Source organism: Halobellus marinus (assembly GCF_032113415.1).
In the GTDB taxonomy this organism is placed as follows: domain Archaea; phylum Halobacteriota; class Halobacteria; order Halobacteriales; family Haloferacaceae; genus Haloquadratum; species Haloquadratum marinus.
On the sequence record NZ_CP134946.1, the window covers coordinates 41,914 to 55,741 of the forward strand.

General features: G+C 61.5%; 12 protein-coding genes and 1 pseudogene. 9 read left to right on the forward strand and 4 right to left on the reverse strand.

The window, feature by feature from the left end; translation table 11 throughout:
* Positions 1-65 precede the first annotated feature (65 nt).
* The 5 genes and pseudogenes from RJT37_RS00215 (at position 66) to RJT37_RS00240 (ending at position 4,277) form a co-directional block, all read left to right on the forward strand.
* Entirely contained in the window at positions 66-1,166 is a 1,101-nt protein-coding gene (locus RJT37_RS00215) for a deoxyhypusine synthase (protein ID WP_313686737.1), read from the forward strand.
* Positions 1,167-1,262: 96 nt separating this feature from the next.
* Positions 1,263-1,871, forward strand: coding sequence for a translation initiation factor IF-2 subunit beta (locus RJT37_RS00220; RefSeq protein ID WP_313686739.1), 609 nt, complete (start codon positions 1,263-1,265; stop codon positions 1,869-1,871).
* 260 nt (positions 1,872-2,131) lie between these two features.
* Positions 2,132-2,383, forward strand: coding sequence for a hypothetical protein (locus tag RJT37_RS00225; protein ID WP_313686741.1), 252 nt, complete (start codon positions 2,132-2,134; stop codon positions 2,381-2,383).
* On the forward strand, positions 2,380-2,850 hold the full coding sequence (locus RJT37_RS00230; RefSeq protein WP_313686743.1) for a PIN domain-containing protein: 471 nt from the start codon (positions 2,380-2,382) through the stop codon (positions 2,848-2,850). The genes RJT37_RS00225 and RJT37_RS00230 overlap by 4 nt, the downstream gene beginning before the upstream one ends.
* Before the next feature lie 204 nt (positions 2,851-3,054).
* A pseudogene (locus RJT37_RS00240) lies at positions 3,055-4,277 on the forward strand (CBS domain-containing protein).
* Positions 4,278-4,430: 153 nt separating this feature from the next.
* Here the strand turns inward: RJT37_RS00240 and RJT37_RS00245 are convergent.
* From RJT37_RS00245 to RJT37_RS00260, 4 genes are all read right to left on the reverse strand, one after another.
* Positions 4,431-4,970: a halocyanin domain-containing protein gene (locus RJT37_RS00245; RefSeq protein WP_313686802.1), complete on the reverse strand. Its 540-nt coding sequence runs from the start codon at positions 4,968-4,970 to the stop codon at positions 4,431-4,433.
* Between the two features lie 175 nt (positions 4,971-5,145).
* Positions 5,146-6,111 carry a hypothetical protein gene (locus RJT37_RS00250; protein ID WP_313686804.1) on the reverse strand — a complete coding sequence of 322 codons (966 nt, stop codon included), beginning with the start codon at positions 6,109-6,111 and terminating at the stop codon, positions 5,146-5,148.
* A 132-nt stretch (positions 6,112-6,243) separates the two neighbouring features.
* Positions 6,244-6,465: a YgaP family membrane protein gene (locus tag RJT37_RS00255; RefSeq protein WP_313686750.1), complete on the reverse strand. Its 222-nt coding sequence runs from the start codon at positions 6,463-6,465 to the stop codon at positions 6,244-6,246.
* A gap of 248 nt (positions 6,466-6,713) precedes the next feature.
* A complete protein-coding gene (locus tag RJT37_RS00260) occupies positions 6,714-7,169 on the reverse strand; it encodes a YbhB/YbcL family Raf kinase inhibitor-like protein (protein WP_313686751.1) in 456 nt (151 codons plus the stop codon).
* Positions 7,170-7,276: 107 nt separating this feature from the next.
* On the opposite strand from RJT37_RS00260, the gene RJT37_RS00265 reads away from it, so the two are divergent.
* The 4 genes from RJT37_RS00265 to RJT37_RS00280 all read left to right on the forward strand — a co-directional run bounded on the left by RJT37_RS00265 (position 7,277) and on the right by RJT37_RS00280 (position 13,777).
* Positions 7,277-7,441, forward strand: coding sequence for a hypothetical protein (locus RJT37_RS00265; protein ID WP_313686753.1), 165 nt, complete (start codon positions 7,277-7,279; stop codon positions 7,439-7,441).
* A gap of 455 nt (positions 7,442-7,896) precedes the next feature.
* The gene (locus RJT37_RS00270; RefSeq protein WP_313686806.1) at positions 7,897-9,276 is read left to right on the forward strand and encodes a nicotinate phosphoribosyltransferase; all 1,380 of its coding nucleotides are present in this window, start codon (positions 7,897-7,899) and stop codon (positions 9,274-9,276) included.
* 223 nt (positions 9,277-9,499) lie between these two features.
* Entirely contained in the window at positions 9,500-12,250 is a 2,751-nt protein-coding gene (locus RJT37_RS00275; protein WP_313686757.1) for a cation-translocating P-type ATPase, read from the forward strand.
* 198 nt (positions 12,251-12,448) lie between these two features.
* Positions 12,449-13,777: a hemolysin family protein gene (locus RJT37_RS00280; RefSeq protein WP_313686759.1), complete on the forward strand. Its 1,329-nt coding sequence runs from the start codon at positions 12,449-12,451 to the stop codon at positions 13,775-13,777.
* Positions 13,778-13,828: the final 51 nt, after the last annotated feature.

The window sequence follows — 13,828 nt, forward strand, 5'->3', positions numbered from 1 at the left end:
CTTTCTTCGGGCAACGTCGCCGCAGGACCGCGACACATAACCGATCGGACCGCCGACGAGGGGGTATGAGCGACGACGCCCCCGACGAGGCGACACAGGACGGTAGCGGTCACGAGGGACCGGACCGCGAGGAGTTCCACGAGGCCCCGATCGGGCACGCGAAGGTCCGGGCCGGGATGAGTGTCGGCGAGTTGGCGACCGAGTACGGCAAGGCCGGGATCGGCGCGGCGACCGTCGACCGCGCAGTCGACATCTACGCCGAGATGCTCGCCCACGAGGACGTGACGAACTTCTTCGGCCTCGCCGGCGCGATGGTCCCCACCGGAATGCGGGCGATCGTCGCGGACCTGATCCGCGACGGCCACATCGACGCCCTCGTGACGACCGGGGCGAACCTGACCCACGACGCGATCGAGGCTGTCGGCGGGAAACACCATCACGGCCGGGCGGATCCCCACGAGGATCATCCAGCGGGCGAGGCCAGCGACATCGACTCGGCGGCGACGGTCCGTGAACACGACGAACACCTGCGCGAGGAGGGCGTCGACCGGATCTACAACGTCTATCTCCCCCAAGAGCACTTCGCGCTGTTCGAGACGCACCTCCGCGAGAACGTCTTCCCGGAAGTCGAACGTCGCGTGTCGATCCAGGAGTTCACCGCCGAACTCGGGCGGGCGAACGCAGAGCAGAACGACGCCCGCGACGTCGCGGAGGATCCGGGCATCGCCGCTGCGGCCTACGAACACGACGTCCCGATCTACTGCCCGGCGATCCAGGACTCCGTGCTCGGCATCCAGGCGTGGATCTACTCGCAGACCTCCGAGTTCGGGCTGGACGCGCTCGGCGATATGACCCACCTCTCGGATCTGGCGTTCGACGCCGAGCGGGCGGGGGCGATGGTCGTCGGCGGCGGCGTCCCGAAGAACTACGTGCTGCAGACGATGCTGACGATCCCCGACGCGTACGACTACGCGGTCCAGTTGACGATGGATCCGGACCACACCGGCGGCCTCTCCGGGGCGACGCTGGACGAGGCGCGTTCGTGGGGCAAACTCGAACGCTCCGCGCGGAACGCGACGGTCGTCGGCGACGCGACGATCACGCTCCCGCTCGTCGTCGCGGCCGCACGGGAGCGTGCTGTAGCGAAGCGCGACGGGGCAGAGTAATCGCGGCAGCGATCGAGGGCGACCCATAACCTCCATCCTCCCGCTCGCGAATCCGTGACACGGAACGGCTATACGGGCCCATCCTCTCTTTCCTATATGGACTACGCTGATTCACTCGATCGGGCGCTCGATTCGCTCCCGGAGCGGAACGAGGAGCAATCGCGCCTCGACGTGCCCGACCCCGCGGGCGAGACCGACGGGGCGTTCACCCGACTGACGAACCTCGGCGACATCGCCGAGGCGCTCGGCCGCGACGTCGAACACGTCCACCGGAACATCCAGGGCGAACTCGGGACCAGCGGCCAACTCGAGGACGACCGCGCGCGGTACAACGGCTCCTTTACTGTCTCGGACTTCGAGGCGGCGATTGACGAATATATCACCGAATACGTCCTCTGCTCGGAGTGTGGCCTGCCGGACACCCGCCTCGTCACCGAGGACGGCGTCGATATGCTCCGCTGTGAGGCCTGCGGGGCGTTCCGTCCTGTTGCCAAGCGCGCCGCACAGACGCAATCGCAATCCGGCCCGGCCGTCGAGGAGGGCCAGACCTACGAACTGGAGATCACCGGCACCGGCCGGAAGGGCGACGGCGTCGCCGAGAAGGGGAAGTTCACGATCTTCGTCACTGGTGCGCGCGAGGGCCAGACAGTCCGTGCGATCGTCGAGCGAACCAGCGGGACGCTCGCGTTCGCCCGAGTCGTATAGCACAGCAACTGCGGCGACGGGCCTCGGAACGTTCTTTGAAACCGCTTTCGTATCACAGGTGGCCGATGACGACGGCACCGTTCCGAGCCGGGGTGGCGCTCGGCGACGACGAACCCTATGAGTGCAGAGGCCACTATTTTTGGCGGTAGAGGGTATCTCTGACGTAATCTGGTTGTGGTCACGGGAGACATAGACCCCGGTCAGGCTCCCGCATAGAAGGTAGACACGGATTTAAGAACGTTGCCGAGCAATCACACGGTATGGCCGCCGAAATTTCCGACCGTGTTCGAGAAATCGCGGAGGCCCGCGGCCTTCCGGAATCCGAAGTGTTCGAGCGGGCACTCGAACGCGGGCTCGAAGACCTGTGGGAGGACCTCGTGCTCGCACAGTACCTCGATGGGGAACTCGACCGCGAGGAAGCCATCGAGCACGTCGGTCGGACGAAAGTCGAGCGAGCGGAGCGAGAGCGTGCGGTCGTCGAGGAAGACGTCGACTGGGGTTTGAACGCGTGACGCTTGCGGCTGTCGCGGACGCAGGACCGCTCATTCACCTCGCCGAGATCGACTCGCTCGAACTGGTCGCGACGTTTGACACACTCCTCGTTCCAGAGACGGTTCACAAGGAGGTCGATGCCGGTGGTGTTCCGGACGGGCTGGCCGACCTCTCGTACGAACTCGTCGAAGCCGACGAAAGCCGAGTCGGAACTGAGGAACTGGACGCCGGAGAACGCGCCGCGATTGCGGTCGCAAAAGAGCGGGGAGTTGTTCTTCTAACCGACGACCTCGCCGCCCGAGAGACAGCATCCGACGCGGGCGTCGAAGTACGCGGTTCTATCGGCGTCATCGCGCTCGGGTATGGTCGCGGGTTGCTCGACGGACACGAAGCGGCATCCCGTATGCGAGCACTCCAGCGTGAGACGAGTCTCTTCGTGACCGAGGCGGTTGTGGAACGCGGCATCCAGATGCTGGACGGACAGTAACACGACGAGTGGGCACTATAGTCGCTCTAAACACATTCACTATGGACAGATCGTGAGTCGTGAGTGCCGAGGCCTCATATAGACGTTTTTCAGATGGTAAGAATAGTCGGCGGGTCTTTGTGAGACGGCAACGAATATCGCTTGTTGGCAGTACAGATCCATCTGCAGTGAAGCGCAGCCAACCGGAACGGAGAGACACCTACTATGGACATTACAAACATCGTTTCAGACGACTACGTCGAACTGTCCCCGGAGACTCGCGTCTCGAAGCTCGCCAGCACGTTCGAGAATCCGACCGTCAAGGGCGTCGTCGTCTACGGCGATGAATTCGAAGGAGTCGTCACAAGACGACAGCTTGCAACCTCCCACCACCAGCCGAACGAAAAGCTCGGCTCGTTGGTATGGCACGTCCCCGACTCGCTCCCGACGAAGACGTTCGGAAGGTCGCACAGCTGATGATCGACAGCGACTCCCATCTGCTCCCCGTCTTCGAGGGACGAGAGCTGATCGGCGTCGTCACAGTCGATGGGATCCTCGAGGCGGTCAAGCCGTTCCTCGATGCAGCGACTGTCGCCGAAGCTGCCAGTAGCGACCTCATTTCGATCGATCCGGATTCGACGCTCGGAGAAGCACTTCACGTCTTCCGTGAACAGCGGATCACCCACCTTCCTGTCGTCGAGAATGATTCCGCAGTCGGCATCGTGAGTCTCTACGACCTGACGGATTTCACCGTCCGAGCCACGGAACAGAGTCAATCCGGCGACGCAGCGGGTGTCGACTCGTTCGGCGGGGATATCTCCGCCAGTGCTGGTCGTGCCCGAGGTGGTGGGTACGGTGCCCGCGAGGGGGAGCTCGCACGACTGTTGGACCTCCCTGTGCGGGACGTTATGGTTTCGCCGGTGCGGACGATCACCCCGGCGGCAACGCTCGACGAGGCCGCCGATGAGATGCTCGAGATCGATGCGTCGTCACTGGTCGTCACCGAAGACGGAACTCCCGACGGAATCGTCACGAAGACCGACGTTCTCGACGCGCTCACCTGGGAGGCGGGCGGGAACCGGGGTGTCCAGGTCTACGGCATCGACCTGGTAGACGATATGAGCTACGATGAGATCGTCGCGATGGTCGATAAATTCGACGACAGGGATCACGGTATGAGCGTCCTCGACGCCAAGATTCACCTCCACAAGCACGATGAGAAACGCCGGGGGACGCCGCTTTTGCTCGCCCGGATTCGTCTCCATACCGACCGGGGGCTGTACATCGCTTCCGGGGAGGGTTACGGCGCGAATCACGCGATCAACGAGGCACGGGACGTCCTGGAACGCCAGATTCGGGACAAGAAGACGCACGGCCGGAGCAAAAAACCCCGAAGCGAGGAGTTCTGGGAGAAACGCTTCGGCTGGCTACTCGAGAGCGAAGGTTGATACCCTCTCCGCTCTGGTGAGTGCGGTTCCCGTTGGGATATTGTGGGTGTTGGACCGCTCTCTGATACTGATTACTCTCACTGTTTACCGCCGAACGTCACCCCCGTTGACAGCGCTCGGCGAGAAACGACGAGAGTAATCAGTATGACAGTATCAGTCGACGACGATGGACCCTTTCATCCCGAGCGACAGATGTGGCTCACAGTGATAAAGCGCGATTCCGGAGTCGTCGAACGTGCGTGAGTATTCGATGTCGTCCCCCTCGACTGCCTCCCCGGAACTGAACTCGTAGTCGGATTCGCCGAGCTGATCGTCAGGTTCGGCTTCGACGTTGTGTTGGCCTCCTTCCCCGGTCCACTCCCACAGAACTTCGGTTCCGGTCGAGACGGCCACTGCGGATGGGCCGTACGCGAACCCGTCGCCATTGCCCTCTGCGCCGACATCTATCGTCACATCGCTCTCGTCGCGGAGATCCACGATTTCCCCCTCGTACGTATCGTCCGCATCGCCGATATCCGTCTCAGTCATCCACTCGTCGACGGCCGGATACTCACTTCCCGGAATCGCACCAGCACCGTCGCCGTTGCCGTCGCCACCACAGCCGGCCAGCCCAGTCAGCCCAACGGCCGAAAGCACACCGAGGGATCTGAGTACGGTTCGTCTGTCTGGTTCGGTGAAGGAAAGACGTGACATGTCCACTATGAACTAGCGGGGCCGGACATATACGCTTGCTCTAATTTCTTGTATCGCGGGAATCAGCGAGCAACGACCGAACTGGACAACTGATCCTGGATCTCCCCGTTGTGTTCGACTGCCGTTGATCGAATCGCTATAACGTCCTACACAGCCTGTGTCCTGGTATCGGTGATCACGAATATCGGGGCATCGTCACCAACTCCCGGAGCGGTAGATAGAACATCAGATGCTCCTGTCCGAGATCTCCCGGTGTCGGCCTGTACGAGCCGCCGGTATGGACTGCTCGGGCGACGAGATAGTTGTAGCCGAACGTAAGTCCGAAATGATCCTCGATGAGTTGAACGGGTTCCGCAGACGACAGTTCGTCGTAGATCGCCTGGCCGTGGGTCCGCGCAGTGTCGCATCCCGGTTCGGGGAAAAATTCCCGAGCGAAGAATGCATAACGACCCTCCCAATCGGAGAACCGTGGCAACACCTCGTCGAGAGAGACAGCAATGCCATCTCCGAGCGACTCGTCGGCAATTCGGTCAGCAAACGGCTCGATCGAGCGCCATTCGGGCGATGGAGCGGTCGCCGAGCGTTCGTGATAAAACTCGATACAGCAGTCTGGATAGCCGTGTAACCGACCCTGATACCGTTCGAATTGTTGCGACGAGTCGTGCAGAATCCCATCGATGTTTTCTCGAATCACGTCTTCCGGCGTGGTGGATTCTTCACTCCCGAAGAAATAGACGCGCGCCCCGTAGTGGAGACGGTCTCCGCTTTGCAGCCATTCCGGGACGACGAAACACCGTCCGGGGAACTGACGCTTCAGAAAGTCGATTTCCGGGATTCGTCGTAATTCCCGGCGGAACCGAGTCGACGCGGTCCAGAGATCCGCTTCCGTGAGAGAATCAATATCGATCTCAATTTGCCTGTACCTCTGCAACGATTCTCGGAGGTCCTGTGGTCGTTCCGCGAAACCCGGGGTGGAGCGTTCTTCGGAATCGGCGTCGAACGCCTCGAACGCTCGTAACTGCCCGGTGAAATATGTGTCGTCGAGCTGAATACTCGTCCCCCGCCGCTGCCCCGCGAGCACCGGGGAACTGTCCAGGGCGACAAACGCTGGCAGTGTGCCGACGACGTGTTGATGATCCATTATGTTGGATACGGGATTCCCGTCCGGCGTGTCCGTGTTCGACGTCGATCTCTCACACTGTCGATGGCTACTGACTGTGATGAGCTATCGTCAGGAGAGATTCCCTGTCCTTCGGACCTACCGGGAGTCACATCATTTCCCCCGCTCAGTAGTGTCGATACCGACAGCCTCGTTGATCGGACACTTCTGGGTTGTGCCAGTCACGAGGAGGATCACGCCAACCACGAGCGCGACGCCGCCGATGACGGCCCCGGCACCCCAGTAGCCCAACAGGGCGGCAATACCGGCTATCCCCGCTATGATACCGATGACGATACGCCCAGTTCGATCTATTCCGCCGACATTCTTGTTCATCTGTTTTCGGGTAGTAGGTTGTCGAGCGGCACTATTGTTATTGGGAGTTATTCTCAGTCGCTTGGAATCACTGTCTCGTCCGAACAAATTAGTCGGCTGTGAGGTCTGCGGTTTCTTCGACGTTCGGATGCGGGCCCCTTCGTCGGCCAGTACTGGGAACTGACTCGTGAGTCGAGACCGTCTCGTTTCGATGTCTGGAGGATATCGTGACGACGGAGGCCACGGAGTCGATTCGTTTCCGTCGGTGGTCACGGGGCGTAGGTTCCTTCCAGTTGCGCCTCGGCAATGACCTTCCCATCCATCGCTGATTCGAGTTGGTCCTTTGTCGCATTCGCGTCGAGATCGAGTCGCTGATCCAGCGCGAAGAGGCGGAATCGATACGTGTGTTCGCGATCCGGCGGATTCGGCCCGCCGTACCCGCGTTCTCCGAAGTCGTTGCGTCCCTCAACAGCTTCAGACGCGTCCCAGTCTTCGGGGATCGTCGAGGTGCTCGGATCGATATTCCAGACCAGCCAGTGATCCCAGATCTTGCCAGCCGGCTCGACAGCATCCGGGTCGTCCATCACCAACGCCAACGACTCGGTTTCCTCGGGTACGCCCTCTATTTCGAGGGTTGGATTCACGTTTTCGGCTGTGTAGCCATACCGCTCCGGAATCGGCTCACCGTTTGCAAACGCCGGACTCGTTACCTGAAGCGCGGTCATCTCTACTACAACGGCAACTCCAATACAAATGAAAGATGGTGAAATTATCACAGCTTAGGAACTGTAGTCAGGTCTAACTGATCAACGCGAGTGGGAACGGCCGGACTATGAGTGACTCCGACGACGTGGATACGGCCGTCCAGCGGGTACGTGACGCCTTCGACGAGGCAGTGAGTGAGGCCGAAGAACTGAGCGACCAGGCACGCGAGAGCGTCGAGGACGCGATCGACGACCTCGAGCAACGGCTCGAGTCCCTCCAGGACGAGGAGTGACCGGTACTCTGCCGGGAGAGAGTATTGTACCGGCTCGACCGTCGCGAACCATAGTAGCGTTTGCAAGTCTTCACTCACACGATCGCACGCGGTCGTGCGATCGGATGTGCAATCAGTTGCAAACGCTACTATAGCCGTCCGTACAGACACAGTTGAGAGACCCAGAACGGGTGATCACAATCTCGAATAATCGGCAGCCGGAGCCCTCGTCGTGGCCGCAGCGATTCTGGCGTTCTACGACCGTCCGACGAGTCCCCTGTACTTGCTGTCGCACTCGGTTTCCTCCTGGTCTCTCTCCTTCGGCGTCGGATGGGACATTGCCCCTCGTCGACAAAACACGTCTGGGGGGTGAGGCGACACTTTGGTGGTCGCGGAGGGTTGTCGGGGAGGAAATCCACTCCTTCGACGCGGACCCGACACCAGATACTTGGTTTGTGATAACGAGCCCCACAGATATGGGGACTGATGCAACCGCCGGATTCGGCTACCTTTCGCCGGACACCATCGGCCTGTTCACCGATCGATACGAACTGACGATGCTCCGGGGATACCGAGACACCGGACACACTCCCCGGGCAACGTTCTCACTGTTTTACCGGTCTTTACCCGAAAACCGCGGGTACGTCATCGCCGCCGGTCTCGAACAAGCTATCGCCTACCTCCAGGACCTCACGTTCGATGACCGTCAGCTCACCTACCTTCGAGAGGAGGGGTTTCCGGAGGACTTCCTCGAGTACCTGGCGGATTTCGAATTTACCGGCGATGTTCGTGCTGTCCCCGAAGGAACCGCCGTCTTCCCGAACGAACCTTTCCTCGAGGTAACAGCACCGATCGACCAAGCGCAACTGTTCGAGACGCTGTTTCTCAATCAGATCGGGTTTCAGAGCCTGATCGCCACGAAAGCCGCCCGTATGCGCGACGTCGTCCGCCGGGAGGGTAACGACCAGCAGCTCGTCGATTTCGGCAGCCGACGAGCCCACGGGACGGATGCCGGTGTCAAGGCTGCCCGTGCCGCCTACGTGGGGGGCGTCGACGGCACCTCGAACGAAGCCGCCGGGGCACTGTTCGGCATCCCGGTCTACGGAACGATGGCGCACTCGTGGATCCAGAGCTTCCCGAGCGAACGAGCCGCCTTCGAGGCATTTACCGAGGTCTACGGCGAGGAGACAGTACTGCTGATCGACACGTACGATACGGTCGCCGGGGCGAAAACCGCACGTGACCTCTGCCAGGAACTGGATATCGACGTGCGCGGCGTTCGCCTCGATTCCGGCGATCTCGCCGCACTCTCACAGGAGGTTCGCGGGATCCTGCCGGATGACATAGATGTTTTCGTCTCCTCAGGTGTCGACGAGTATTTCCTGCAGGAGTTTTTCGACGATGCCGGTGTCGCTGACGGGTTCGGACCGGGAACGTCGCTGACGACGAGCAAAGACGCCCCGACGCTGAATCCCGTGTACAAACTCGTCGCCGTCGAGGAGAACGGCACGATGCAGCCGAGTATGAAGCTCTCGAAAGGGAAAGTGACCTATCCCGGAGCAAAGCGTGTCCGCCGGTTCGGCGACGACACGTTCCAGCGCGATGTTCTGGCGCGCACCGACGAGGACATCGGCGGGCGAGAACTCCTCGTCGAGGTCGTGACCGATGGCGAGGTCGTGTACGACTTCCCGGCCCTCGATAAGATCCGCGAGGAGGCGATGTCGACTCTGGAACGACTGCCCCCTGAGGTTCGGGCCGTCGAGAATCCTGCTGAATATCCCGTGGACGTGAGTGACGGGCTCACGACGACTGCGGAGCGGGTTCAATCGGAGTTACGGCGGGAAATGGGGTTGTAGCAGAGATGCATAGCGTCTGTGACATTTCGGCGTCGCAGCGCGCACCGGCGAGGAAGGAGGCAAGTATGACACATTCGCACAATATGTCGGTAATCACGAGAGATCGGTTATCCGATCCGACCGGAACCTGTTTGCGCTCGGTTCGGGCGACCCGAACAGCGAACGGTGAAGATTGCCGAAGCCGGCCCCGAATACGTCTGGGAACGGAGAATCTCAGTGAATAATGGCACAAGACAAATCCGATGACCACACCCCGTGGTCGCAGTCGATTGCTGACGTCTTGGCGTGGGCGGACGTCTCTCGTGACGAAGGGTTATCGGACGATCAAGTAACGCGGAGACTGGAGCAGTTCGGCCCAAATGAGCTACGCGAGGCGGAAAAACGACACTGGGCGGACGTGCTGGCGGATCAGTTCAAGAGCTTCATCATCCTGTTACTCGCAGTCGCGGGACTGGCGGCGTTCGCGATGGGAGACGTCGTCGAGGCGGTCGCGATCTTCGCCGTCCTCGCCATCAACGGTGCCATCGGCTTCGTCACCGAGATGCGGGCTATCAGCTCGATAGAGAGCCTTCAGGAGATCACGGAGATCGAAACGCGGGTCCGTCGAACCGGTACGGAAACAACGATCCCGGCAGGCGATCTCGTCCCGGGCGACATCGTGATTCTCGAAGCCGGCGACCTCGTTCCGGCCGACCTCCGGATCATCGACCCGTCTAAGCTCCAGGTCGACGAGTCGGCGCTCACTGGCGAATCGGTTCCCGTGGGGAAGACGAGTGACCCGCTCGAGGAGGACGTTCCGCTCGCCGAGCGGGAGAATATGCTCTACAAGGGGACGTACGTGACGCGAGGGTCCGTGGAAGCGGTCGTCGTCTCTACCGGCCCGGACACGGAACTGGGACACATCTCGGCCTCGCTTCGGGAGGCGGCCGAAGAAGAGACGCCCTTGCAGGAGAAACTCGACGAGCTGGGACAGAAACTCGTTCCCTTCCTGCTTGTGGTTGCGACGATCGTCCTCGTGTCCGGGTGGCTCCGTGGGCAGGACCTGTTCCTGATGGTCGAAACCGCCATCGCGCTCGCGATTGCGACCGTCCCGGAGGGACTCCCCATCGTGGCCACGCTGGTATTGGCACGGGGGATGTGGCGAATGGCGGACCGTAACGCGCTCGTCACCAATCTGGCGTCCGTCGAAACGCTCGGCTCTACCACCGTCATCTGCACCGATAAGACGGGAACGCTGACGGAAAATCGGATGACTGTCGCCGAATACGAGCTGGCGAACGGTACCGTCGCGGTCACCGGAACTGGGCTCGAGACCGACGGGACGTTCCAGCAGGACGATCAGGAACTGGACGAACCGCAGGATCCAGTCGTGCAAGACGCGCTCGAAGTGGGAGTGCTGTGTACCAACGCGTCCGTAACCGAGCACGAAAGCGACATCGAAACGTCTGGGGATCCGATGGAGGTTGCGCTCCTCATCGCGGGGATCAAGGGCGGGATCGAACGGGACGCACTCCTCGACTCGATGCCGGAAGCCCGCGAAGTCTCCTTCGATCCGTCGGTCAAGATGATGGCGACCTACCACGAACTGAACGGAGCATACACCGTTGCTGTGAAAGGGGCCCCGGAAGCCGTCATCGACTCGGCCACGCAAGTGAAGACTGACGGTGATACCGAGGCGTTGACCGACAGCGAGCGAGCGAAGTGGCTCGAAAAAAGCGACCGGATGGCTGAAGAGGGGTTACGGGTTCTCGCTCTCGCCCGGAAGGAGGTTGACAGCACGGATGCCCCCCCGTACGAGGACCTGTCGCTACTCGGTTTGGTCGGATTCATCGATCCGCCGCGCGAGGAGGTCAAGCCGACCATCCAGCAGTGTCAGGACGCCGGGATGCGGGTCGTTATGGTGACCGGTGACCACGCGGGGACCGCGAAGAATATCGCCCACAGTGTCGGGCTGGTCGACAGCGCCGATGTGGAGGTGATCGAAGGCCGCGAACTCGACGACCCGGAGACCCTTTCTCAGGCGGAAACCGACCGGTTCGTGAACGCGTCCGTGTTTGCGCGGGTGAACCCCGAGAACAAGCTCGATCTGATCGACCTTCACCGGACGGCCGGCTCCATCGTCGCGATGACCGGTGACGGAGTCAACGACGCACCAGCGCTGAAGAAAGCCGATATCGGCGTCGCGATGGGACAGCGAGGGACGCAGGTCGCCCAGGAAGCGGCGGATATGATCCTCAGGGACGACAATTTCGGGAGCATCTACCACGCTGTCAGGGAAGGACGGACCATATTCAACAATATCCGCAAGTTCGTGCTGTATCTTATGTCGTGCAATCTTAGCGAGCTTTTGGCCATTTTGATCGCGGCGTTGCTCGGGTTTCCGCTCCCCTTGCTCCCGTTGCAGATTCTCTTCCTCAACGTCGTGACCGATATCTTCCCGGCGTTTGCACTCGGAGCCTGTGAAGGAAGCAGGGACATTATGGATCGCCCACCCCGGGACCCCGAGGAACCGATTATGACCCGAACGCACTGGGGCGAGTTGGGGGTATACGGACTGCTCATTTCAGTCTCGACGATCGGCGCATTCGTCATCGCTGGTGGGATGTACGCCGGCGGTCTGGAGACCGAAGAGGTCGTCACGATCTCTTTCCTGACGCTTGCGTTCGCGCAACTCTGGCACGTGTTCAATATGCGGGAGATCACGTCAGGGATTCTCCGAAACGAGGTGACGGAGAATCTGTACGTCTGGGGGGCACTCGGCCTCTCGACGCTGATCCTTTTCGGTGCCGTCTACCTCCCCGGCATCTCGTTGGCGCTACGGACAACGCCTATCGGGCTCGATGGATGGCTGGTCGTGTTCGGAATGAGTCTGGTCCCGCTCGGGATCGGACAGCTCGAACGGGAGTACCGGCGGCGGTTCGAGACGCCAACGTTCCCGCCGATACTCGAAAAATTGACATCCTCACTGCCCTGATACTGATCACTCCCGTCTCTGACCGCCGAGATCCGCCAACGAGAGTGGCGCTCGATGGTGACGTCGGATCCCAGCTACCGGGTCCTGCCGACCAACCAATCCTCGCGTATCCGCCCAGTCCACCATTTTAGTACGTCGGCCGAGAGATGCGAGTATGAACGCATCACGACCGACAGCCGCGGCCAGTCGATTCCACCGATGGTAAACGTCGCACTCTCGGTGGGACAGCTCGCCATCGCGCTGTTTCTGGTCGTCCTGAACGGCTTCTTCGTCGCCGCCGAGTTCGCCTTCGTCCGGATCCGCGGGACGTCGGTCGATCAACTCGCTGAAAATGGACGGACCGGCGCCGGCTCACTCCAGACGGTGATGGGCAACCTCGACAACTACCTGGCGGTGACCCAACTCGGGATCACCCTCGCTTCGCTGGGACTGGGGTGGGTCGGCGAACCCGCCGTCGCGTCGCTTTTGGAACCCGTCCTGGAACCCCTGCTCCCGGCGAGTCTGATCCACCTGGTCGCTTTCGCGGTCGGGTTCAGCATCATCACGTTTCTCCACGTCGTCTTCGGCGAACTGGCGCCGAAGACGCTCGCGATCGCCAGGACGCAGACGCTGTCTCTCGCGCTCGCCCCGCCGATGATCTTCTTCTATTACCTCTTTTACCCCGGTATTATCGTGTTCAACGGCACAGCCAACGCCTTCACCAGCCTGCTCGGCGTGCCGGCGGCCACCGAGGCCGACGAGACGCTCGGCGAGGGCGAGATCCGGCGGGTGCTGGCGCAGTCCGGCGAGGAGGGCGAAATCGACACGACGGAGGTAGCGATGATCGAACGCGTGTTCGACCTCGATGACACCGTCGTCCGGGAGGTGATGGTCCCGCGTCCCGACGTGGTGAGCGTGTCGACCGACGCCACGCTTTCGGACCTCCGGGAGACCGTCTTCGAGGCGGGCCACACGCGCTATCCAGTCCTCGACGCCGACGACAGCGACCAGGTGGTCGGCTTCGTGGACGTCAAAGACGTCCTGCGAGCAAGCGAAGATGGCGACGCCGCCACCGCTTCGGACATCGCTCGCGACATCGTCGTCGTCCCGGAGACGACGACGATCAGCGATCTCCTGATCCAGTTCCGGGAGGACCGACAACAGATGGCCGCCGTCATCGACGAGTGGGGCTCCTTCGAGGGGATCGCGACCGTCGAGGACGTCGTCGAGGCCGTGGTCGGCGACCTTCGCGACGACTTCGACGTCGACAAACGGGAACACTCGATCCACAAGCGTGACGACGGCGAGTACGACGTCGACGGCGGCGTCCCCATCGTCACGGTCAACGACACTCTCGACACCGACTTCGAGAGCGACGAAGTCGGGACGATCGGCGGACTGGTGCTCAGCCGGCTCGACCGCGCGCCGACTGTCGGCGACAGCGTCGAAATCGCAGGGTGCGTGCTGGAAGTCACGGGCATCGACGGCACCCGGATCTCGACGGTGCGGATCCGCGAGGGCGACGAACCGGACGTCGGCGAGGAGTGAACCGGCCGCAGTGGCCCGTGAGGCTGTACAGAATTTGAACGGAGTTTGAAC